This is a genomic window from Methylophilus sp. QUAN (assembly GCF_015354445.1).
GTDB lineage: Bacteria > Pseudomonadota > Gammaproteobacteria > Burkholderiales > Methylophilaceae > Methylophilus.
Map to the genome: position 1 here is coordinate 1,488,422 of NZ_JADKYT010000001.1, position 23,616 is coordinate 1,512,037.

The 23,616-nt window shown below is 49.7% G+C and carries 20 protein-coding genes and 3 tRNA genes; 11 read left to right on the forward strand and 12 right to left on the reverse strand.

Going from position 1 to position 23,616, the window contains the following annotated elements; all coding sequences use genetic code 11:
- Positions 1-6: 6 nt before the first annotated feature.
- Positions 7-681: a hypothetical protein gene (locus INP79_RS07325; RefSeq protein WP_194753534.1), complete on the forward strand. Its 675-nt coding sequence runs from the start codon at positions 7-9 to the stop codon at positions 679-681.
- Positions 682-712: 31 nt separating this feature from the next.
- On the opposite strand, the gene INP79_RS07330 is transcribed toward INP79_RS07325, so the two are convergent.
- The 4 genes from INP79_RS07330 to INP79_RS07345 all read right to left on the reverse strand — a co-directional run bounded on the left by INP79_RS07330 (position 713) and on the right by INP79_RS07345 (position 6,665).
- Entirely contained in the window at positions 713-3,850 is a 3,138-nt protein-coding gene (locus tag INP79_RS07330) for an efflux RND transporter permease subunit (protein WP_194753535.1), read from the reverse strand.
- Between the two features lie 36 nt (positions 3,851-3,886).
- Positions 3,887-4,951, reverse strand: coding sequence for an efflux RND transporter periplasmic adaptor subunit (locus INP79_RS07335; RefSeq protein ID WP_194753536.1), 1,065 nt, complete (start codon positions 4,949-4,951; stop codon positions 3,887-3,889).
- Positions 4,948-6,366: a TolC family protein gene (locus tag INP79_RS07340; RefSeq protein WP_194753537.1), complete on the reverse strand. Its 1,419-nt coding sequence runs from the start codon at positions 6,364-6,366 to the stop codon at positions 4,948-4,950. Before INP79_RS07340 ends, INP79_RS07335 begins: the two co-directional genes overlap by 4 nt.
- A 62-nt stretch (positions 6,367-6,428) precedes the next feature.
- Positions 6,429-6,665 carry a hypothetical protein gene (locus INP79_RS07345; protein ID WP_194741911.1) on the reverse strand — a complete coding sequence of 79 codons (237 nt, stop codon included), beginning with the start codon at positions 6,663-6,665 and terminating at the stop codon, positions 6,429-6,431.
- Between the two features lie 147 nt (positions 6,666-6,812).
- On the opposite strand from INP79_RS07345, the gene INP79_RS07350 reads away from it, so the two are divergent.
- A tRNA-Leu gene (locus INP79_RS07350) sits at positions 6,813-6,897 on the forward strand.
- A gap of 100 nt (positions 6,898-6,997) precedes the next feature.
- Positions 6,998-7,372 (forward strand): RidA family protein, encoded by a 375-nt coding sequence (locus INP79_RS07355; protein ID WP_194753538.1) that lies wholly within the window; start codon positions 6,998-7,000, stop codon positions 7,370-7,372.
- A gap of 6 nt (positions 7,373-7,378) precedes the next feature.
- Here the strand turns inward: INP79_RS07355 and INP79_RS07360 are convergent, their stop codons facing one another.
- A complete protein-coding gene (locus INP79_RS07360; protein ID WP_194753539.1) occupies positions 7,379-7,549 on the reverse strand; it encodes a hypothetical protein in 171 nt (56 codons plus the stop codon).
- 127 nt (positions 7,550-7,676) lie between these two features.
- Between INP79_RS07360 and tig the strand changes: the two genes are divergently transcribed.
- From tig to INP79_RS07400, 8 genes are all read left to right on the forward strand, one after another.
- A complete protein-coding gene (gene tig / locus INP79_RS07365; RefSeq protein ID WP_194753540.1) occupies positions 7,677-8,987 on the forward strand; it encodes a trigger factor in 1,311 nt (436 codons plus the stop codon).
- Positions 8,988-8,990: 3 nt separating this feature from the next.
- Positions 8,991-9,638 carry an ATP-dependent Clp endopeptidase proteolytic subunit ClpP gene (clpP, locus tag INP79_RS07370; RefSeq protein ID WP_305076196.1) on the forward strand — a complete coding sequence of 216 codons (648 nt, stop codon included), beginning with the start codon at positions 8,991-8,993 and terminating at the stop codon, positions 9,636-9,638.
- Between the two features lie 27 nt (positions 9,639-9,665).
- The gene (clpX, locus tag INP79_RS07375; protein ID WP_194753541.1) at positions 9,666-10,955 is read left to right on the forward strand and encodes an ATP-dependent Clp protease ATP-binding subunit ClpX; all 1,290 of its coding nucleotides are present in this window, start codon (positions 9,666-9,668) and stop codon (positions 10,953-10,955) included.
- Positions 10,956-11,090: 135 nt separating this feature from the next.
- Positions 11,091-13,526: an endopeptidase La gene (gene lon, locus INP79_RS07380; protein ID WP_194753542.1), complete on the forward strand. Its 2,436-nt coding sequence runs from the start codon at positions 11,091-11,093 to the stop codon at positions 13,524-13,526.
- A 120-nt stretch (positions 13,527-13,646) separates the two neighbouring features.
- Positions 13,647-13,919: an HU family DNA-binding protein gene (locus INP79_RS07385; protein ID WP_019882242.1), complete on the forward strand. Its 273-nt coding sequence runs from the start codon at positions 13,647-13,649 to the stop codon at positions 13,917-13,919.
- Between the two features lie 62 nt (positions 13,920-13,981).
- Positions 13,982-14,057: transfer RNA gene (locus INP79_RS07390), tRNA-Val, on the forward strand.
- Between the two features lie 163 nt (positions 14,058-14,220).
- Positions 14,221-14,297, forward strand: a tRNA-Asp gene (locus INP79_RS07395).
- Positions 14,298-14,615: 318 nt separating this feature from the next.
- Positions 14,616-16,514 (forward strand): SurA N-terminal domain-containing protein, encoded by a 1,899-nt coding sequence (locus INP79_RS07400; protein ID WP_194753543.1) that lies wholly within the window; start codon positions 14,616-14,618, stop codon positions 16,512-16,514.
- Between the two features lie 63 nt (positions 16,515-16,577).
- On the opposite strand, the gene INP79_RS07405 is transcribed toward INP79_RS07400, so the two are convergent.
- The 7 genes from INP79_RS07405 to INP79_RS07435 form a co-directional block, all read right to left on the reverse strand.
- A complete protein-coding gene (locus INP79_RS07405) occupies positions 16,578-17,180 on the reverse strand; it encodes a cold shock and DUF1294 domain-containing protein (RefSeq protein ID WP_228519758.1) in 603 nt (200 codons plus the stop codon).
- A 171-nt stretch (positions 17,181-17,351) separates the two neighbouring features.
- Positions 17,352-17,642 carry a hypothetical protein gene (locus tag INP79_RS07410; protein WP_228519759.1) on the reverse strand — a complete coding sequence of 97 codons (291 nt, stop codon included), beginning with the start codon at positions 17,640-17,642 and terminating at the stop codon, positions 17,352-17,354.
- 244 nt (positions 17,643-17,886) lie between these two features.
- Positions 17,887-18,921 carry a hypothetical protein gene (locus INP79_RS07415; RefSeq protein WP_194753546.1) on the reverse strand — a complete coding sequence of 345 codons (1,035 nt, stop codon included), beginning with the start codon at positions 18,919-18,921 and terminating at the stop codon, positions 17,887-17,889.
- Positions 18,922-19,228: 307 nt separating this feature from the next.
- Complete coding sequence (locus INP79_RS07420; protein ID WP_194753547.1) at positions 19,229-20,014, reverse strand: enoyl-ACP reductase; 786 nt, start codon at positions 20,012-20,014, stop codon at positions 19,229-19,231.
- A gap of 38 nt (positions 20,015-20,052) precedes the next feature.
- Positions 20,053-20,874, reverse strand: a complete 822-nt coding sequence (locus INP79_RS07425) for an ABC transporter permease (protein WP_194753548.1) — start codon at positions 20,872-20,874, stop codon at positions 20,053-20,055.
- Positions 20,875-20,903: 29 nt separating this feature from the next.
- Positions 20,904-21,929, reverse strand: coding sequence for an ABC transporter permease (locus tag INP79_RS07430; RefSeq protein ID WP_194753549.1), 1,026 nt, complete (start codon positions 21,927-21,929; stop codon positions 20,904-20,906).
- A 2-nt stretch (positions 21,930-21,931) separates the two neighbouring features.
- Entirely contained in the window at positions 21,932-23,551 is a 1,620-nt protein-coding gene (locus INP79_RS07435; protein WP_370583245.1) for a peptide-binding protein, read from the reverse strand.
- Between the last annotated feature and the right edge of the window lie 65 nt (positions 23,552-23,616).

The following is a 23,616-nucleotide window of genomic DNA, read 5'->3' on the forward strand; positions in this document are numbered from 1 at the left end:
ATGCATATGTGGGTGATCAAGCTAGGGGGTAGCGTGACACACTACGACAGCCTGGTGCAATGGTTGCGCCTGGTTGTCCGTTGGGGCGATGGTAAGGTGATTATTGTGCCTGGCGGCGGTTTGTATGCCGATGCCGTTCGCGATTTTCAGCAGATGCGGGCAGCACACCCAGACGGCCATATTGATGACTCGCAGGCCCATGCACTGGCCATTTACGCCATGGATCAAATGGCGCGCAGCCTGGTGGCCATGGTGCCTGAACTTGCACTGGTGCGAAATCCACTCGAAATTGCAGAAAGCGGCTGGCAGCATCGCGGCCTGGTATGGTTGCCCAGCGAAATGGCCTTAAACACCACGTTTGCCAATGAACATGTTTTAGCCGAAAGTTGGGATGTGACCTCAGATAGCCTGTCCGCCTGGCTTGCATGGCAGCTAGAAGCGCAACATTTATTACTGGTCAAATCAGACGACAGATTGTTAGAGACGCAGGGCAGTCTTGGTTTGCCAGCGTTGCAGGCGATGGACATTGTGGACCAGGGATTATCAGGCTTGCTTGCTGGGGCTAAATTCCAGACGTATGTGGTGCATCAAAGCGAATATGCGCTGTTTGAGCAGGGCTTTGCGGGCAATGCATTAACGATGAACCTGTTAGCTGACTATTTGTTGCAACATCAGCCATAAACTTGGTTTGACTGGTTATTGATTCAGCCGGTCAGGACACGGGTGCATCGCTTTTCTCAAAACGGCCAAAGTGCAGCATGATGGTCGGCAAGATCAGCAGGTTAAGGATGGTAGAAGAGATCAGGCCGCCAACAATAATGGTCGCCATTGGCCCTTCAATTTCTCGCCCTGGCTCGCCGCTGCCAATCGCTAGCGGCAACAGTCCCAGCGCGGTCACCAGTGCCGTCATTAGCACGGACGGCAAGCGCTCAGAGGCGCCACGGATGCAAGTATCCAGATTCCATTCATAGCCTTCTACATCTACCAGATGCTGGAAATGCGACACCATCATAATGGAGTTGCGCAGTGTGATGCCGAACAGGGTGACAAAGCCCACCAATGTGCCGACCGAAATCCAGCCGCCGGTAAAGAAGGTCGCGACAACGCCGCCAATTAGCGCAAACGGTAGGTTGGCGAAGGTGAGCATCAAGTTACGCAGGCGGCCGAAGGCGATATATAGCATCAGGAAAATCGCCACACCAGCGACCAGCGAGTGAATAATCAAGTCTTGCCGCGATTGCGCATTGGCCTCCGCTTCGCCAGAAAATTCCAGATAGTTACCGCTGTTTAATTGCAACTTTTTATGCAAAGTGCTGCGGATGTCTTCGAGCAGCAAGGCCTGGTCGCGGCCGACAATATTGGCGGTGATGGTTTGAATGCGCTTGGCACCCGAGTGCAGAATTTTGGAACGGCCACCTTCTTGCGCCACATAGGCAACATCGGACAATTTGAGCATTTGGCCTTCGGGGTTAAAAATCGGGATATTACGCATGTCTGCAATATCATCGCGTGAGGCATCATTGAGCAGCACACTGACGCCGATGGAGCGGTTACCCATAAATACATGGTTGACCGGCACGCCTTCATAACAGGCTTTCACTGTATCTAGCACGTCCACTGGTTGCAGGCCCCATAAGGCCAGTTTTTCCTGTTTGAGGCGGATCACAATTTCTGGCGTTTCTGGTGGAGATTGCACCATGACATCACGGACGCCGCGTATGCTACCCAGTAGGTTGGCGACCTTTTGCGCATCGCGGTCCAGCGCATCCAGATCCTGGCCAAAAATATTAATCACCAATCCGGCGGCGTAGCCGGAAATGGTCTCTTCAATGCGCTCGGTTAAAAACGTATTAATGGCAAAGTTGGCACCGACAAAGCCCAGTTCGACTTTGCCATCGCCATCGTCGTCTTCTGTTTCACCGGCAAGCTCTTCGCGAATGTCATGGAAAATACGTTCCTGTTCTTTACCGGACACCGTGCCGATTTCGACTTCGAATTCACTGTAATGCGTGCCAAAGGTGTCTGCTGCATTGGGCGCGCGGCCTACCCATTGCGCCACGCTTTTCACGCCAGGAATCTCCAACAGCACTTTGGTGACCTGGTTGCCTAGCTTGAGTGATTGTATTTCTGAGGTACCGGGTACAGTCGTCATATGCAGGATGTAATGGCCTTCGCGCAGGGCAGGGATAAACTGGCTTCTGAAGAGCGGCAGAATCGCCAGGCCAAGCGCAATACAGACAAAGCTGGTCATGAGAATCATCTGGTAACGATGCTCAATTTGATATAACAGTTTGACGTAACGCTGTTTCAGCCAGCGCAAAACCGGAGAGTCTTCATTTTGCAACGGTGCGTTTGCCAGCAGGGCGTAGCAAAGTGCGGGTGTCAGGGTAAGGGCAACCACTAGCGATGCCAGGATGGCGGAAATATACGCGTATCCCAAGGGGGCAAATAATTTACCGGCCACGCCCGACAGGGTCAGAAGCGGCAAGAATACCAGGGCTACAATAATGGTGGCATAGACCACCGAGCTACGCACTTCCATCGAGGCGCGGAATACGACTTGCGCCGCGGGCAGCGGTTGCGCCAGTAAACGGTTTTCACGCAGGCGGCGGAAAATGTTTTCCGTATCAATAATGGCATCGTCGACCACTTCGCCCAGGGCAATGGCCAGGCCGCCCAATACCATAATGTTCAGCCCGACGCCATACTGGTAGAGCACCACAATCGCGGTCAGCAAAGACAATGGAATCGCTGTGGCTGAAATGACGGCAGTACGCACGTTAAACAGGAATGCAAACAGCACCAGCACCACCAGGAACGAGCCGATTAAAATATCCGTGCGCAAGCTGTGTATGGCGGTTTCAATAAAGTTGGCCGGACGGAACAAGCCTTCATGTAGCGTCACTTTTTGCGCGGTCAGGCTGGGTTTGATGTCCGCCAGTTTGCGCTCCAGCAATTGGGTCAGCGCATACACATTGGCACCCAGCTGGCCTTGTACTGATAAATAGACCGCAGGATGGCCATTGATGGCCGCGGCGCTGATAGAAGGTGCTGCCCCTTCTGCAACTTCTGCCACATCGCTGATGCGGATAGTGCGGCCCAGTTTGCGCAATAGGGTGATATTGGCTAATTGTTGCGGCGTCGTGGTCTGGCCCTGACTGTTGAGGATAATGCGCTGGTTGTCGTTTTGAATATAGCCTGCGCCACGTACGCCGGTGGCACGGCTAGCCGCATTGACCACATCTTGCACATTCAATTGGTACAGCATCAGTTTGCGCGGATCAATCTTGATCTGGAACTGGCGCACTTCGCCGCCATAAACGTTGATATCTGCCACACCCGGGATGGCCATCAGGTGCGGCGTGAGGTGCCAGTCGACCAATGTCCGTAATTGCATCAGCGACAGTTTGTCCGAGGTCACACCTATCCCCATGACCGTGCTGGCCGAGGAGGTGAGCGGGGTGATGTTGGGCACAACGCCTGGCGGCAACTGGCTGCCAAGCATGTTCAAATGTTCGGCAACGATTTGCCGGTTACGGTAAATGTCTGATTTATCCTGGAAAATCACCGTAATAATAGACAAGCCGGGAATCGACTGCGAGCGCAGGCTTTTAATGCCGATCGCCCCCGAAATGACATTCTCAATCGGCTGTGTGACCAGTTTCTCGACCAGGCTGGCCGAGAGGCCTGGCGATTCGGTTTGAATCACTACCTGGGTCGGGGCGAATTCAGGGAAGACGTTGAGGTCGCTCTGGGTCAGGCTGTAAGCACCATAGACTATGACCAGCAGGGCGAGCCCTATCATCACGCCGTAAAAGCGAATGGCAAACCTGACCAGTGCCGACATCATGCTGGCAGTCCTCTGTGATGATTCAGCATTTGCAGATTAATCTTCATTTTCATTCTTAATCTGAAACTTGAACTCTTCTGACAGCAATAGTTGCGCACCACGGGTCACCACTTCGGTGCCTGGCGCGATACTGTTATCAAACCAGCCATTATCCAGCTCAATGTCAGAAGCCACAGGCTTGCGCAAAAAGGTATCCGGCTTGGTTTTAACGTAAATCCAGGCCATGCCGCCATGCCAGGCAATCGCCTGGTTAGGCACAATGACACCTTTCATGGTGGCAGAAGAAGATTGTGCCGGTACCACATTCACACGCATACCGACGCGCAAATAGTCTGCTGGCGCACTATAGAAATAGGTTTTACCGATATTGCTGATATCGGTCTGGATGGATTGCGACACATAATCGGCCTTGATTGGCGAAATTTCATCCTGAATTGGTGAGATATACAGGCTGGAATTGCCTTCAGGGGCTTTGTAGTTAAGTGGAAAGCTTACTTGCACCAGCACTTTTTTCTGCATGAGCAGGTCATGCAATGGGCCAGGGGAGGGGTGCTGGGTGATCAAGGTAGCCAGCGGCTGTCCCCATTGCGCAACAATGGTATCCGTGAGTGCTTTGAGTTGTGATTGTGTGGTTTTGATCTGGGTCTGGTCGTTGATGACCAATGCCTGTGCTTCCTGCACAGCCTTATCAGAGACGTTCTTATCGTCTTCATTCAGGTGTTTATAGCGTTGGTATTGTAACTGGTGATTAGGCAACACACTTTCAGCCAGTGCCAGTTGTGATTTAAGGAGTTGGTATTGGCTGTTATAGTCGACCAGGGTTTGAATCGAAATGACCGAGCCCAGTACCTTGATATTGCCGTGGTAATCGTATGGCTGTAACGGTTGTACGCTGATACCGCTGTTTTGTTGGGTTGCCAGGTTGAGTTGCACCACTTGCAGGCCATTTTGCTCAGTAACACGCACCGGGCCTTCAATTTCTTCTTCGCTATCTTCCTGAATCGATTCGTATTCATCGCGGCCAACAAATACGATAGTCCAAATCAGAATCACAATTAAAATAATCTGGGCCCCGATAATCCAGAGTGCTTTTTTATTCATTTTGCTGGCGCCTCTTGCTGCTGGTTGGCAAACGTCGTTGCACGCTGTGATAGTGCAATCGGTTTTTGCATCACATTTTCAATGTCCTGCAATGCACGCATGACATTCGCCTGTTGTGTAATCAGGCGTTGTTGTGCGCTATAAAACTGGATTTCTGTCTGCAGGTATTCGGTTTTGTCGATCAGGCCTTGATGCCACTGGTTCTCCAGTTGTGCTTTGCGGCGCGATTGTTGTTCATATTCGCGCGTCAATGTCACTAGCAGGTTGGCTGAGTCGCGGTACTTGATAAAAGACTGCTCTGAAAGCTGGATGACCTGATGCTGCAAGGCATAAAAGCGAACCGCTTCATTCTGCCGCACCTGCTCGGCATGTGCCCACAGGTCAGAAGACTTGTTGAGCAGGTTGAGCATGGTGCCTATGCCCAAAGACCAGATTTTGTCGCCATACTCATAAATCATACCCGGGTTGAGTGACAGGTCTGGGTAGCGCTTGGCCATTTCCAATCGAAGCTGTGACTCCGCTTTGGCATATTGTGCGAGGCCGCGCTGGATATCCATGCGGTTGGTCAAAGCCGTGTTCTGGATCGTGGATGCATCCGCATACGCCTGCGATTGTGCAAATCTTGCCTTTAATATCTGTGATAACTGAATCGGCGCAATATTCAGTGGCAGGTTGTGCTGCTCGGTCAGGCCTGCATCATGCAGGATCTTTTGTTCGGTTTGCCTGATTTGCAAGGTCAGTTGCTGTAATTGCCAGGCGGATTGGTCATGTTGCAGGCGGATGGGCAGCACATCTGATTTACCCGCTACACCATAATCCAGCCGCTTCTGGTAGGCAGCAAGCAGCGTCTGCTGGGCTTTCTGCAATCTGCTCAGGCTGCCTTGCATGGCTTGTTGCTCAGCCAGCAGGATCAGGTCCAGGCTCAGTTGCTGCCGCAAAGTCCAGGCAGTTTCCGAAATCATTATTTTGGCAATGTCGGCCTGGTATTGCGCAATGTCGATATTGATCTGCCGCTTGTTGGCGGTAATCACCGGGAGATCAACCTGCAAACCGTAAGACCAAGGATTAATATCACCATTAGCGCGGTTGCTGTGCGATAACTGGCCATTCAGGCCGACTTGCGGACGCAAGCCAGCGCTGGTAATGCCTGCTAGTGCCACGGCGTAGTCAGACTTGGCCACTTTAAGGGCAGGGTGGAAGTAGAGCGCTGACAGCGTCAGTCTATCCAGGTCCCAGGCATTAATAGGCCAAGGTGTTTGCGGTGACTGTGTTGCAACAAAGGTTTTAAAGCCATCTGCAGCAGGCGTCGCTTGCTGGATGGTGTCAATATTCTGTTGCTGCGGAATAGGCTTGGCCTGAAAGGCGATGCCGCATGCCGTTAATAACAGCGGGGAAAGGTAAGCGAGCAGACGCATGGCGCTTGTAGGGCTGGCGTCTATACACCAGCGCCTGGCGAGAGTTTATTCGGCGCCTGCATTTACTCGACGATGGTCGCGTGAGCGGCATCCAGCGCGTCTTGCAATAACTCTTCTGGCAACTGATTGATGGTCGTTGCCAGCAAGTCGGCTGCTTCGACGGTGCGGATTGGTAAATCCGCAGTATTGAGCTCTGCGATTAAACCGGCAGCCACACCAGTAATTTTGAGCAAAATCTCACGCTCTCGCATTAAAAGCTCAAGTTCCGCTCTAAGCATATTTTCTTCGGCTGAATGCATATCCTGTCCCATCAACAACTTCTTTTATGATCTTTAATCCAGCATCTTGCAGTTGAACGTCAGGCTTGTCAATGTGAACGCCTCAAGTTTGTCGAATCGCTTAAAAATGGGCTATAATAGCGAATTGTCGGTGTTGGCTGGCAAGATGCGAAAGTGGCGGAATTGGTAGACGCACTGGATTTAGGTTCCAGCGCCGCGAGGCGTGAGAGTTCGAGTCTCTCCTTTCGCACCACCTTATTATAATCGGGTGGTGCATGAACGAAATAACAGGCTTCCGTTGCAGGAGGCCTTTATTGTTTTTAGCGTTAGATGATTAGCGAAAGAGATGGCATATGAATATCGTACAAACACCAAATGCACCCGCTGCGATTGGCCCCTATGCACAAGGGGTTGTCGTCGGTAATATCCTTTATACCTCTGGTCAGATTGCATTGCGCCCGGACGGCAGTTTGAATGATGGCGACATCGTGGTGCAAACCCGCCAGGTGTTGGCCAATCTGCAGGCAATTATTGAAGCCGCTGGGGGCAATTTGCAGCAAGTGGTTAAAACCACCGTTTTTCTTAAAAACCTGGATGATTTTGCGGCGATGAACCAGATTTACGCGGAAGCATTTGCAACGCACACGCCTGCGCGCTCCACCGTGCAAGTGGCTAAGTTGCCACGTGATGTATTAGTGGAAATTGAAGCCATTGTTGCTTTAAACTAATACGCATCAGGTGGCGCTTGAAGTCTGTGCTTCTGGCGCCATATTAGGGTTAAACACAGGCTTTTTAAAAGGCTTGGCGCTATTTGCATCAGCGAAGTGATGTGCTCGTGGCGTAGGCATGGGCTTGAAGTTTATTTCAATTGAGAGTTGTGTTATATTTTTAGGCTCTTTTTTCATGATTTGATCACTATTTAAACCCTTTAGAGTGTGGTCAGGTTGTGTTTAAACATTTATTAAGGCGCACAAGCATGCGTCTACTTACATAACCCATCGTTATTAAAACGATTTTTACAGGAAGTTCAGCATGGCAGCAGTATCTGTTGAAACAGTCAGCAACTTGGAACGTCGCATGACTATCAAAGTCCCTTTGGCTCCGCTGGAAGGGCAAATCAGACAACGTTTACAGCAAATTTCTCGTACAGCCAAATTTTCTGGTTTCCGTCCGGGCAAAGCGCCTATTGGCCTGGTGAATCAGCACTATGGTGATCAGGTGCGTGACGAGGTGTACTCCAAAGCGGTTGAGACCAGCTTCGGTGACGCTGTTGAGCAAAACAAGCTGCGCGTGGCTGGCTTCCCGAATATTGAACACCTGCCATTTAAAGATGCTGCAGAAGAGTTTGAATACATCGCGACTTTCGAGATTTTCCCGGAAGTGGCCGTGGGTGACCTGAGCAAAGTGAAGATCGAACGTCCGGCACTGGAGTTGTCCGATGCTGACGTGGAAAAAACACTGGATGTGTTGGTGAAGCAGCGCGTAAGTTACGAGCCTGTGAAGCGTGCCTCTAAAAAAGCGGATCGTATTAACATCACATTGACGGCGTCTATCGATGGTCAACAGGTTGAAAGCACGGGCGACCGTGGTATTGACCTTGTGATTGGCGAGCCAGGCCGTGTAAAAGAATTTGATGATGCCTTGATCGGTGGTAAAGCCGGTACTGAGAAATCATTCGACATTAATTATCCAGCAGATCACAATCCAGCCCAATTGGCTGGTAAAACAGTGACTTACGATGTGAAGTTCGTGTCTGTGTCACAACCGGTTTACCCTGAAATTGATGCCGAGTTTGCTAAAAACCTGGGCGTGGAAGATGGTAACCTCGACACCATGAAGTCTGAAATCAAACAAAGCCTGGAACAAGAAGTCGACAAGCGTATCAAAGCGCGTGTGAAAGAGTCTGTATTCCAAGCACTGGTGGATGAAACCAGCTTCGAATTGCCAAAAGCAATTGTGTCTGCTGAAACTAACCGCCTGATGCAAGTAGCGGCACAAAACCTGCGCCAACGTGGTGTAGATCCAGCGCAAGTGCCGATGGAGCCTTCTGTGTTTGAAACACAGGCGCAACGTAACGCCAAATTGCGTTTGGTATTGACTGAGTTGGTGAATAGCAATAACTTGCAAGCAACGGCTGATCAAGTGCGTGCCATGGTAGACAGTTTTGCGCAAAGCTTTGAGAAACCTGACGAGCTGGTCAGCTGGTATTATGCAGATGTAAAACGTCTGGATGAGCCAGCAGCATTGGCAACGGAAGAAAACGTAGTGGCTTGGGTGCTGGATAAAGCCAAAGTCACTAACAAAAAAATTAAATTTGATGAATTGATGATGGCAGGTGCTTAAACCATGAATTATATGAACGCGAACGAGGGCATGATGCAACAAAGAATGGAGCCGCAAGGGCTTGGCTATATCCCAATGGTCATCGAGCAAAGTGGCCGCGGTGAGCGTTCGTATGACATCTATTCACGACTACTCAAAGAGCGCGTCATTTTCCTGGTGGGTCCTGTCAATGATATGACGGCCAACCTGGTGGTGGCGCAGCTGTTGTTCCTTGAGGCAGAAAATCCGGACAAGGATATTTCCTTGTACATCAACTCTCCAGGCGGCTCTGTGACTGCCGGGATGTCGATTTACGACACTATGCAGTTTATCAAGCCGGACGTGAGCACGTTGTGTATTGGCCAGGCCGCCAGCATGGGCGCATTTCTGCTGACTGCGGGCGCCAAGGGCAAGCGTTTTTGCCTGCCTAACTCTCGTGTCATGATTCACCAGCCACTGGGCGGTTTCCAGGGCCAGGCTTCAGACATCGAGATTCATGCCAAGGAAATCCTGTACTTGAAAGACAAGTTGAATGGCATTATGGCGCATCATACTGGCCAGAATATTGACACCATTGCCAACGATACCGATCGTGACAATTTTATGAGCGCTGACGCTGCCAAGGCTTATGGCCTGGTAGACCAGGTGATTGCCGCACGTAGCGCTGTTTAATCAGCGAGCAACCAGCAGGGGAATAGCATGGCAAACAAATCTGATAGCGAAAAGCTTTTATATTGCTCGTTTTGTGGCAAAAGCCAGCACGAAGTCAAAAAACTGATTGCTGGTCCTTCTGTGTTCATTTGTGATGAGTGTGTTGACTTATGCAACGACATCATCCGCGAAGAGATCCAGAGCCTCAACGAAATCAAGTCCGCAGATAAAAAACTGCCGACACCACAGGAAATCTGCCAGATTCTTGATCAATACGTCATTGGCCAGGTACAGGCGAAAAAGAACCTGGCTGTGGCAGTTTACAACCACTACAAACGTCTTGGGTATAACCCTCTGTCTGATAGCAATCAGACAGGTAAAGATGATATCGAAGTGCAAAAAAGCAATATTTTGCTGATTGGGCCAACCGGTTCAGGTAAAACATTGCTGGCACAAACACTGGCACGTTTACTGGATGTGCCATTCGTGATGGCTGATGCCACCACCTTGACTGAAGCTGGTTATGTCGGTGAAGACGTTGAGAACATCATGCAGAAATTGCTGCAGAAGTGTGACTACGACGTTGAAAAAGCACAGCGTGGCATTGTCTACATTGATGAAGTGGACAAGATTTCCCGTAAATCTGACAATCCGTCTATCACCCGTGATGTGTCAGGCGAGGGCGTGCAACAAGCCTTGCTGAAACTGATCGAAGGCACGATTGCTTCTGTACCACCACAAGGTGGCCGCAAACATCCTAACCAGGAATTTGTGCAACTGGACACGACTAATATCCTCTTCATTTGCGGCGGTGCATTTGATGGCCTGGAAAAAGTCATTCGTCATCGCTCGGAAAAAGGCGGCATTGGTTTTGGCGCTGAGGTGAAGAGTAAGGAAGATGTACGTGCGGTTGGCGAAGTCCTGCGCGAAGTTGAGCCGGAAGATCTGATCAAGTTTGGTCTGATTCCTGAGTTTATTGGTCGTTTGCCAGTGGTGGCAACGCTGGAGTCTCTGGATGAAGCTGCCTTGATGACGATTTTGGTTGAGCCGAAAAACGCATTGACCAAGCAGTATATGAAGTTGTTCAAGATGGAAGGCGTGGAGCTGGAGTTTGAAGATTCCGCACTGCTTTTGATCGCTAAAAAAGCGCTTGAGCGTAAAACCGGTGCACGTGGTTTGCGTTCTATCATGGAACATTCATTACTTGACCTCATGTATGAATTGCCATCACTCAAGGGCCTGGCTAAGGTGATTGTAGATGCTGGCGTGATTGAACACACTTCCGAACCAATTCTGATTTATCAGGATGCACAAAAACGCGTTGAAAACGCAAGCTAAATCCCCCTTGCAATAGCCGTCCGGCTATTGCAAGATAGCATCTACAACATTAGATGCCTGCTCTCTTGAATTCTCAAAGAATGTTCCCATCTAAATGCAAAGGACTGGCTCCTTTGACACTTTTTGAAAGACGCTATGACAGAACACACTTTGCTTGACTCCGAGATACCCGAAGAAAACGCCTTGATCCCGTTATTGCCATTGCGCGATGTCGTTGTCTACCCGCATTTAGTGATCCCGCTGTTTGTTGGCCGTACCAAGTCGGTCAAAGCACTGGAGCGCGCCTCAGAAGGCGATAAAAAGATTTTGCTGGTCGCCCAAAAGTCTGCCAATAAAGACGATCCTGCGGCAGAAGACCTATACGAGATCGGTACACTGGCGACTGTGCTGCAAATGCTCAAGTTGCCTGATGGCACCGTCAAGGTGCTGGTTGAAGGCCTGCATCGTGTGCGTGTTTCCGATTTTGTGGAAACAGACGATTGCTTCATGGCATTGGGTGTAGAAGTAGAGCAAACTGACCAGGACGACAAAGAGGCAGAGGCCTTGATGCGTACCGTCATGACCCAGTTTGACCAGTACGTCAAACTGAACAAGAAAATTCCTCCAGAAATCCTCACTTCACTGGCCACGATTAACGAGCCAGGCCGCCTGGCGGACACGATTTCTGCACATCTGACGCTCAAGCTGGAAGAAAAACAAAAGGTGCTGGAAATGCTCAGTGTGATTGAGCGTTTGGAGCATCTGCTGTTCCTGATGGAGTCTGAAATCGACATCTTGCAGGTAGAAAAGCGCATCCGTGGCCGCGTGAAACGGCAAATGGAGAAAAGCCAGCGCGAGTACTACCTGAACGAGCAAGTAAAAGCCATTCAGAAAGAACTGGGCGAGCAGGATGAAAACGCCGAGATGGAAGAGCTGGAGCAGCGCATCAAGAATGCGGCCATGCCTAAAGAAGCACTGGCCAAAGTCACTGCCGAGTTCAAAAAACTCAAGTTGATGTCGCCGATGTCTGCCGAAGCTTCAGTGGTGCGTAATTACATTGATACTTTGCTCAATCTGCCTTGGAAAAAGAAAACCAAAATCAGCAAAGACCTGCAAGCCGCAGAAGCGATTCTGGATGCAGACCATTACGGCTTGGATAAAGTCAAAGAGCGTATTGTCGAATATCTGGCTGTACAGCAACGCGTGGGTAAACTTAAGGCGCCAATCTTGTGCCTGGTAGGCCCGCCAGGGGTTGGTAAAACCTCGCTGGGTCAAAGTATTGCTAAAGCTGTGAACCGCAAGTTTGTGCGTATGGCTTTGGGTGGTGTACGTGATGAAGCCGAAATTCGCGGTCATCGCCGTACCTATATTGGCTCTATGCCGGGTAAAGTGCTGCAAAGCATGACCAAAGTCGGCGTGAAAAATCCTTTATTCCTGCTCGATGAAGTCGACAAGATGGGGCAAGACATGCGTGGAGATCCATCTTCGGCCTTGCTGGAAGTGTTAGATCCTGAGCAGAACCATACTTTTGCCGACCACTATGTTGAAGTGGACTATGACTTGAGCGACGTGATGTTTGTGGCCACGGCCAACAGCATGAATATTCCTGAGCCATTGCTGGATCGTATGGAAATCATTCGCCTGTCTGGTTACACCGAAGATGAAAAGATCAACATCGCTCAGCGCTATCTGTTGCCTAAGCAACTGAAAGCACATGCGTTGAAGTCGACAGACATTGCCGTGGCTGAAAGCGTGTTACGCGATATCGTGCGTTATTACACGCGTGAAGCGGGTGTGCGTCGCCTGGAGCAAGAAGTTGCCAAGATTTGCCGCAAGGCCGTCAAAGAGCAGTTGCTGGCCAAAGGTAAAAGCAAAACCGTTAAAAAGATCAATATCACCAGCAAGAACATTGAGCAATATCTGGGCGTGAAGCGTTACGACTTTGGTGTTGCAGCCAAAGAAAACCAGGTAGGGCAGGTGACTGGCCTGGCTTGGACCTCTGTGGGTGGTGAGCTATTGACGATTGAAGCGGTGACGTTGCCAGGCAAAGGTAAAACCATTACCACTGGTAAGTTGGGTGATGTGATGCAAGAGTCTGTCACAGCCGCGATGAGCGTCGTACGTAGCCGTTCCGAAGGCTTGGGCATCCCGACTGATTTCTATGAGAAGAAAGACATTCATATTCACTTGCCAGAAGGGGCGACGCCTAAAGATGGTCCAAGTGCGGGTATCGGCCTGACGACGGCAATTGTTTCTGTACTGACTGGCATCCCAGCCCGTGCAGATGTAGCTATGACGGGTGAAATTACCCTGCGTGGTGAGGTCCTGCCGATTGGTGGTTTGAAAGAAAAACTGTTGGCAGCGCATAGAGGTGGCATTAAAACAGTGCTCATTCCTTCTGCCAATGAAAAAGATTTGGTCGAAATTCCGGCCAATATCAAAAAGGACTTGGACATTCATTGCGTAAAATGGATAGATCAGGTGCTGGATTTGGCGCTTGAAAGCGCACCGCAACCGTTAGCCGTCAATGCGCCAGCGGTTGAGATTGTGGCTTCTGGCGACGCGAATCCGGAGCAAGCTGTCACGCATTAGTAAAATTGATGCGAATTATTGTCAAAAGGCCGGATTAGCGCTTGACAGCTCGTTTTGCGGCTTGATATAAAGACGGTACAGGATGTACCTGTCTTTTTAACTAGTTATTAGGGGAAACACGTGAATAAATCAGAATTGATAGATCATATTGCAAGTGCTGCTGGTATTTCTAAAGCCGCTGCGGCTCGTGCTCTGGATGCAACAACTGAGGCTATTTCCGGCGCATTGAAAAAAGGTGATCTGGTAACCTTGATTGGTTTTGGTACATTCTATGTAGGTGAGCGTTCTGCCCGTTCTGGCCGTAATCCTCGTACCGGCGCAACAATTAATATCAAAGCTGCTAAATCTCCTAAATTTAGGGCTGGTAAAGGTCTTAAAGATGCTGTAAACTAGCATTCTTTGGTTGAGCAGCGTTTAGTTGCTCTGCCAGCAGTAGCAACACAAGTGGTTGTTACGGGTGCTTAGCTCAGTTGGTAGAGCGTCGCCCTTACAAGGCGAATGTCAGCGGTTCGACCCCGTTAGCACCCACCAAACAATTAAAATTAAGAGTGCGAGGTCTGCGCTCTTAATTTTTTGAGTGACGCTGTACTTAAGAAGTTACTTTAATAAGTGAAGCTAAGTGCAAGCAAATAATTAAAAAATAGTTGTTGATTTTATAAGAAACAGTGTTATAATTTCAGCTTAACGATTACCGGGAGCGGTAGTTCAGTTGGTTAGAATACCGGCCTGTCACGCCGGGGGTCGCGGGTTCGAGTCCCGTCCGCTCCGCCAAATAAAAAGCCCTGATTTATTCAGGGCTTTTTTCTTTTCTGCATTCCTTACCTGTCTTTTGATTCCAATAACATCTTGCAGGTTTAAAACCTGATTTAAATGAATTCTTTTTTGAATGGCAGCATGCTCTTGCGAGATGGGCATCTGCGTCTTAAATGCTGCGTTTAAATGTACAAGGATGCTTGATTGACACTCTGTCATTTCTGAGCCGTTAGAACGCCACTGGTAAAGTGCGAACGCCGGGCCTGAATCCGGCGATATTGGCGGGTTTATGGTATAGTTTGCTGTTGCAAAAAATCAGGTAATGGAAACTATAAAATGTTGGAAGCATTAAGAAAACACACACAAGGATGGATGGCAAAAATCATTCTGGCACTGATTGTGGTGCCGTTTGCGTTGTTTGGTATCGACTCCTATTTAAATCAGGCTGGCGGCCAAGTTGCAGTAGCTAAAGTTGATGGTCAAAAAATTTCACTGCAGGAGTTTTCCAACGCAGTCGAAAATGCCCGCAATTACATGCAGTCACAAGGGCAAAAAGTCGATCCAGCCATGCTGGAAAGCCCGGCATTCAAGCAGTCCGTACTGGAGGGCATTATTACCCGCCGTTTGGTAGACAGCGCGGTGCAGGATTACCGCTTTAGAATCAGTGATGAGCAATTGAGCCAGCACATTCTGGGCATGCCAGAGTTCCAAAGCAATGGTAAGTTTTCTGAAGAGACTTATAACCAGTTGCTGACCCAGAACAAGCTGACGCCAGCCAAGTTTGAGCAAAGTGTGCGTAAGGATCTGGCTGTACAACAGGTGCGTGATGGCTTGACTAACCTGGTGTTTATGCCAAAAAAAGTGGCTGAGCAGTCACTGATGTCAGAGTTTGAGCAACGTGAAGTGACCGTGGCAGACGTGAAAGTGTCTGACTTCATGAGTCAGGTGAACGTCACACCGGAACAGGTGCAGGCTTATTACAACCAGCATAAAACCAAGTTCATTGCACCAGCTAAAGTGAAGTTGCAGTTTGCTTTGCTGACTGCCGCTGGTTTGATGGGGCAGGTGAGTGCGTCAGATGAAGAAGTGAAGCAGTTCTATGACGAAAACGCAGCTAAATTGCAAGGCGATGAGCAGCGCCAGGCCAGTCATATCCTGATTGGTTTCAGCAGCACGGCAACGCCTGCTGAGAAAGCAGCCGCGAAAGAAAAGGCAGAGACGATTCTCAAGCAAGTTAAAGCCAACCCTAAGAGCTTTGAAAAACTGGCGATTGAAAACTCACAAGATACGGGCTCTGCTGGTAAAGGCGGCGATTTGGGCAGCTTTGGCCGTGGCGCGATGGTGAAGCCATTTGAAGATGCCGCGTTCTCAATGAAGGTGGGTGATATCAGCGACCTGGTTGAATCCGAGTTTGGTTACCACATCATCAAGCTGACTGGCGTTACCGGTGAGTCTTCAGATTTTGATTCTGTGAAACTCAAATTGAAAGCAGAGTTGCTGTTCCAGAAGGCGCAAGCCAAATATGCTGAACTGGCAGATGACTTTGGTAACACCGTGTACGAACAGTCTGGTAGCCTGGATCCAGTGGCCAAGAAGTTCAATGTACAAGTGCAAACGTCTCCAGCCATGAGCAAGGAAGAAGTGTCCAAGTTCTTTAAGAGTGATCGTTTCGCCACCTTGGTATTTTCTGACGAAGTTGTGAAAGAAAAGCGTAATACTGAAGCCGTTGAAGTCTCACCAAACAACCTGGTGGCTGGACGTGTGGTTGAGTACACGCCAGAGGCACCACGCAGTTTCGACGAAGTCAAAGGCGGTATTGAAGCACTGTTGAAAGCCGAAGCTGCAGGCAAACTGGCACAACAAAAAGGTGAAGCATTGCTGGCAGACCTTAAAGCAGGTAAAGCGACGGATACGGACTGGATCACTCCGGTGACGATCGATCGCAGAAATGCACAAGGTTTAAGCGATGGCGTGATGAGAAATGTGTTTAAGGTGAATACGCATACCTTGCCAGCCTATTATGGCTTTAATGAAGCGAATAAGGGCTACACCGTGATTAAAGTGATTGCGGTTAACCAGAAGCTCAAAGACCAGCCAGACGTCGCTGACAGAGCGTTTAAAGCCTATCAGGCGGCATTGGGCGATGAGATGTCCCACGCTTATGTCGGCTCACTCAAAGCGAAAAAGGATATTCAGTTCAACGCAAAGGTATTGTTATCAAAAGGTAACGAATAATTTAGCTGGCTGAAGTAAAGAAAGGAGGGCATTGCCCTCCTTTTTTATTTTGTATAGAGGTTTTTATTGCGAACTGGCAAGAAAACTCAAAGCGGTTGTACTACCAGATGAAAGCAACCAGGCAAGCGCGGCACAGTTAAGAGTAATCGTCATCCAGAATAAGAGTTGGAAAGAAAGCTTTTTCGATTTGTGGCGAAACCACCTTTGTGCCAGGATTGCGCCCGGCCAGCCACCAATCAATGCCAGTATATGTAATGTAATTTCTGGTGTGCGTCTCAGATTTCGCTTGGCTGCTGATTTATCTCGCTGATAGACGATCAGCGACAAAAGGCTTGCTGCGATATAAAGGTAAAAGATAAGTGGCTGTAGTTTGCTCAAAAAGACCGCGGTAGCCATGCAGGCAAGAAAAACAATGGCAAAAAATAACAGAAAGGTACCATCTTTGGATGGTACTGCATCATCAATGTATTTAACGTGTTCAGCCTGCAGTTTTCCATTTGCAGCCTTTTTGACTGTGTAAGTCACAATGTCATTATTCATAGGTCGGCGATAACAATTCGTAAAAGCCGTAATATGAACAAATATCTGGTTGCCACCGCCATGCGGCGTGATAAAGCCAAAACCTTGTTCGTCTTTCCAAGAGGTGACTCTGCCTTGATAGCGCATAACACGATTACCTAACATTTTTAAATGTATGACTCGCCTGGCAAATTAACTTTGGCTATTTTGACAGACGAGCGCTTGTGAATACTAGAGGGATCTTATGTTCGCATCTAATGGGTAAGGTTTGGTTACGAAGTGCGCTTTAGCGCGTCCCCTTGATGGATGAGTTATGCATTACCGAATGATTGCCATTATTAAGGAAAGCACAAAAAATCCCCACCCAAGATACTTAAAAACATTTGCGAATAGCTTGTAATTGGTTTCGTTGTTACGTTTGTCGTAATGGTCGACGACCACTGAGAGCATCACTAAACAGGCACAAATAAATGCTGCATACATTATCCAAGCAGGGACATCGTGAAGATGAATGCCTTTAGAGCGTTTCCCCGGGATATACAGATCGTTAACCCAGACACCATATGCGCCATAGGCAGCTAGCAAAATAGAGAAAGCAATATTTTGCATTCTTTCATTTGCAGGTATGTGATTAGGAGTGTAGTAGCTGTCTTTATACATAACGCCCTAGTTAACCGGCGCCGGAGCACAAAGTGCGTAGGGTACCGCTACAGGCCATGAGAATGCCGAAGGCATGGCCTGGAGTGGCGTCCGCGTTGAACGTACAGTTAGGCTGCGGCGCGTAGTGAAAGGGAGACGAGAACACATTGGCCTGTCTTTGAATTTGAATGAGTCTTCGTTCGTGGAAGAATTGCTAGAACGGTACCACTGATGAGTTTCCCCAGTCCGCAAGGTGGGGGGCAGCGAGCTCTGGTCGAGGCCTGTAGTGGTACTCGATGCTGGCTTCAAAAAGACCAGCGCGGCTCAACAAGTAGTCCTTGGTTGTTTCCGGCAGTGGCTCATACCATTCAGGCGAAAACGCAAAGTTTTCGCTGTTATCCAGAACCGTGTGAATCACGGCGGATGTTCGGTTGGTTGATGCCACTACAGACTCAAAAAACTGGCGTGGCGCACTGTTTGCGGTATCCAGCCATGAGAAGACGGCGGCGGCGCCTTGATCTGTGGGTATAACAGATACCGCCAAATGACTCATTTCCGCTTCGAGGTTTTCGTATTCTTGAAGTTGCTTGCCATTTAGGTCATGAAATGGCTGAAAGACAAAGCAGGAGGTTAAGCATGGAGGCTTCTCGAAGAGGATGGCGTGACTCACCATTCGGTCCCAGCTTGCAGATACGAGTATTCCATCTAACTTTGACTTGAGTTGTTCGAGCTCTTCTGCTCCTCGTAGAGATGCCGCCTGGTGAATTAAGACATCCTCGGTGTAGACGACTTCCTCTGATATGCCATGCATGGATTTGATTTGCTCAAGGGTTGGCAGCGACTCGCACATTTTCCGTTTGAGGTAGCACTCTCTCGCTGCTGCACGATATGCCAACATGAACAACTGCATACGACCAAACCGAAAAGGCTCGTTTTCGAGGCAGCTGAAAAGGCTAGCATCGTGTTTCGTACAAAAGCCGTTAAAAACAGAGACAGAGCGAAGACCTTGCCTAGCTATGGCAATTGGTGGCGAATCTTCTGAGAGCTTTGGGCCAAAGTCTTGTGCATATACGTGGCCATCCTTGCTGATCTTTCGTAGTACCGCTTCAAGAGACATTGTGTGCGCAGACACAATTCGCCCTTCGTGATCAGCATGAGGCGCCATACAGATTTTTGTGCTGAAGCGGCGCTTGAAGTCAGCAATCAATTCCGCTCCGGCTCTTGGATTATGAAGGTCGCTCAGTGTCATAGCTGAAGGCCTAACGTTAATTAGACACCAAAATCGAACTTAATATTTTATTGGGGACAGTGTATATAAACATAAAATTACTTATTGTTTTTAATAATCATATAGTTAATATTTTTTCGTGCACCACTTTTAATTCTATTTATATTTTATTGCACCTTGCCTTTGCTTACCGTTTTAGATAGCAACGAATAGGCTCTAAGTAATTTACTGCATTATTGTTAAATAATGCAAGTGCTCAGCATTGAGCTGTAAAAAAACGCCTGACTTTTGACAGTTCAGGCGTTTTTATTTTTGCGAGCAAGTCGACTTAGTCGATTTGACCTGCGGCAGTGATATTCATACCACCATCCACATAAGTGATTTCGCCAGTCACACCAGAGGCCAGGTCGCTGGATAAGAAGGCGGCAACGTTACCGACTTCTTCAATCGTGACGTTGCGGCGCAGGGCGGCGTGTTTCTCGTTAAAGCCGATCATTTTATCGAAGTCGGCAATGCCTGAGGCGGCCAAGGTTTTGATCGGGCCAGCAGAAACGGCGTTGACGCGAATGCCACGAGGGCCCAGGCTTTGCGCCAGGTAGCGAACGTTGGCTTCCAGGCTGGCTTTAGCCACGCCCATGACATTGTAGTTGGGCATGGTGCGTTCTGCACCCAGGTAGCTCAGTGTCAGCAGGCTGCCGTTGCGGCCTTGCATCATTGGGTAGGCTGCTTTAGCCATGGCAGAGAAGCTGTAGGAGCTGATATCGTGCGCGATATGGAAGTATTCGCGGCTGATATTGTCCAGGTAGTCACCATCCAGGGCGACTTTAGGCACGAAGGCGATAGAGTGTATCAAGCCATCGAGGCCATCCCAGACTTTAGCCAACTCTACGAACAGGTTGTCGATTTGCGCATCTTCAGCCACGTCACAGGGTAAGACGATGTTAGAGTCGAAGTCAGCAGCCAGGTCGCGCACACGCTTTTCGTGTTTGTCGACCTGATAGGTAAAGGCCAGCTCAGCGCCTTCACGCTTCATTGCGGCTGCAATGCCATAAGCGATTGAACGGTTGCTCAGCAAACCGGCAATCAGAATTTTTTTTCCAGCAAGAAATGCCATGCTTGTTCCTGTTTGGTAATTTGGTTCAGTTAATTGGGTTAGCGGGTGTGAGAACGCGGGTCAAACACATCACGCAAACCTTCGCCGAGCAGATTATACCCTAACACGGTAATTAATATGGCAAGTCCGGGGTAGAGCGAGAGCCACCAGGCAAACTGGATATACTCCTTGCCATCGGTGAGAATGTTGCCCCAGGAGGCTTGTGGCGGCTGCACACCGAGGCCCAGAAAGCTCAGGCCGGATTCAAGCAATACCGCACTGGCAATGCCTAACACCACGCTGACTAATACAGGCGTGAGGCTATTCGGCAGGCAGTGTTTAAAAATGACGCGCCAGTCTTGCGCGCCCAAGGCGGTTGAAGCGGTGACGAATTCGCGCTGGGTCAGACTCAGGAACTCGGCCCTGACCAGGCGTGTGACGCTCATCCATGAGGTGAGGCCAATCACGATCATGACGTTGGTAATCGAAGGACTTAAAAAGGCAATCACCGCCAGAATCAGGAAAAAGCTGGGGATAGACAGCATGATGTCGACCAGACGCATGATGACGGTATCTACCCAGCCGCGGTAGTAACCAGCCAGGGCGCCTAAAATCACGCCAATAACGGTAGAAATGCCGACAGCAACCAGGCCAACTAATAAAGAGACACGGCCGCCAAACAGCATGCGGCTCCAGACATCCCGGCCCAGGCCATCGGTGCCCATCCAGTGCTCTGCAGAAGGGCCAATCAGGATTTGTTTGACTTGCACGGCGTCTGGGTCATAGGGTGCAATCCACGGTGCGAGCAGCGCCAGCAGTAAAATGATGCCAATGAAGCAGAGCCCGGTGATGGCCATAGGATTTTGCAGGATTCTTTGCATAGTCTTTTTTGCCTTCGCGTATTGTTTGCCTAGCGTTGTGGCATCACGCCTCTGCGCAGGCGCGGGTCTGCCCAGGCGTAGGCTAAGTCTGCCAGCAGGTTGCCCATGAGTGTGAGTGCTGAGCCGATGGTGAGTATGCCCATGATCACCGGAAAATCGCGCATCATGACGGCGTCGTAAAACAGTTTGCCCATGCCGGGGATGGCAAAAATGGTTTCGGCGATCACTGAGCCGCCAATCAGGCCGGGGAGAGATAAGCCGACCAGCGTAATGAGTGGCAGTAGGGCGTTGCGCAAGGCATGGCGATAAGTGACGGTGCAGTCACTGAGGCCTTTGGCACGTGCTGTGGTTACAAAGTCCTGGCTGAGGACATCCAGCATGCCATTTTTGACAAACATGGTGATTCCGGCCAGGCCTGTGATTGCTGGAATCACCACTGGCAGGAACAAATGCATGAGCAGATCCTGGCATTTTTGCCAGGTATCCAGTTGCGCATAATTAAGGCTATGCAGGCCAGAAATCGGGAACCAGGGGTGAATGACGCCCAGCCAGTACATCAGCAATAACGATAGCCAGAAACCCGGGATAGAAAAGCCGATAAAGTTAAACAGGGTAATGCTGCGGTCTGGCCAGCGGCCATATTTTTTGGCCGCGATGACGCCTAAGGGCACAGCCAGCGTCAGGGTTAGAAACAAGCCGACCACATTCATCAGCAGCGTAATCGGTAGCGCCTCCTGGATCATGCCGGGGGTGGTATTGCCGTCTTTATCGGTTTCTGCCCAAAACACCGGTTTTTGGTGGCTGGCAAATGAGTGGCCAAAGTCCAGATGCACCATGCGCTCCAGCCAGAGGCCATATTGCACAATCACGGGTTTGTCTAAATGATAGAGCTCGCGCAGCTTTTGACGAGATTCTTCAGATGACTTGGGGTCAAATGCGGCCTCGGTGCTGGTGATATCCCCGGGCGCCAGGTGCATGATGAAGAAAGAAATCAGACTGATGCCGATCAACATCGGAATCATCCACACTATGCGTCTGATCAGGTAATTGAGCATGCTTATTCTGCCTGTATTTGCGTGCGTCTGAGGGGCTCAGGAAGATACCATTTATGTGAATCATACCCCACACCGGCAGGAGGCACCGGGTTCATAATGCCTTGAACACGCTTATGAATCGCCGTCAGGCCGTAGCCGGCAGACAGATACACCAGCGGACTATCCTCATATAACACCTTGGCAAAGTCGTGGTAGATCTGCATGCGCGTTTCCGGGTCAAACTCCATGCGGCCTTGTTCCAGCAATTTATCGACGGCCGGATTGTTGTAGCCAATAAAGTTAAACTGGCCCGGGCCTTGCTGGCTGGAGTGCCAGATGGAGTATTGGTCAGGGTCCAGGCTCAAGCCCCAGCCCATGACGACGGCATCAAAGTCGCCTGGTTTAATAAAGTTGGTGAGCAGGCTGGCCCATTCCAGGGTACGGATACGCGTTTCAATGCCCACTTCTTTCAATCGGCGCTGAATAATCACCGTCGTTTTTTCACGTTGTTTATTACCCAGGTTAGTCAGTACTTCAAACGATAGTTTTTTGCCGTCGCGCTCCACAATGCCATCGCCATTGCTGTCCACATAGCCTGCCTCAGCCAGCAATTGTTTGGCTTTGGTCGGGTCAAACGGGTAGGGCGTCAAGTTGGGATTGCTCCAGCGCGTCCCTGGTTTGTAGGGCGAGGCAATCGCAATGCCCAGGCCGAGGTATACGCCGTCGATAATCTCTTGTTTGTCTATGGCGTAATTAATTGCTTTACGTACACGCACATCGTCAAACGGTTTGCGCTTGAGGTTAAAGCCAAGGTAGGTGTAACTATTACCAAGCTCTTTGTACTGGTTAAGCTTGGCTTGTAGCGCCGGGCGCGACGGGATAATGCGCGCATAGGTAATCGGGTCCAGCGTCATGCTGTCAATGTTGTCGGCCATCAGCTCCAGAAACTGCGCGGCCGGGTCTGGGATAATCCGCTCAACCACGTTATCGATATTGGCTGGGCCCAAGACTGATTTTGGATTTCTTTCCAGTTTTAAATACTCACCATGCCGCCATTCTTTTAACTGGTAGTAGTGGCTGCCTAGCGGTTTTTGCGCAAAACTGGTGGTATGAATATCTTGCCCGGCCAGCTTGTGTTTTGGTAGCACTTGCAAGTGTGCCCAGCTTTCGAGGGCAGGCGCAAAGGGTTGGGCATAGTGCACGATAAATGTCTGGGCATCAGGCGCTTCGGCCTTGGTCACCAGTTGATAGTCTGATGCATACGGGCTATGCGTTTTTTCGTCAATGATCAGTTGCCAGGTAAATAACACATCGGCGCTGGTGAGTGGCTTGCCGTCTGCCCATTGCAAGCCTGGCTTGAGTTTAAACGTAATGGTTTTTTTATCATCTGCAACTTGCCATGATTCCGCCAGTTCACCAGCAAGATCAAGGTCCTGATTGAATGTAAGCAACGAGTTAAACAAATAAGCACCGATTGCCAATGAGGCCGACTCACCCGCCACCATGCCTATCATACCGCTGGGGTCTGAGGGCATGGCACTGATCAGAGTGCCGCCCGTTTGTGCGGGATATGGCTGGTTTAACGCTGCCGTATTCTGGTCTGGGCTATCTGCACTGCAAGCCAGTAACGTGCTGCATAGCATGCCGATAACGAGTTGTTGACCAATGGACGCATATTGCTTGGTGCAAGTGTGGTGCATCCCGGTCA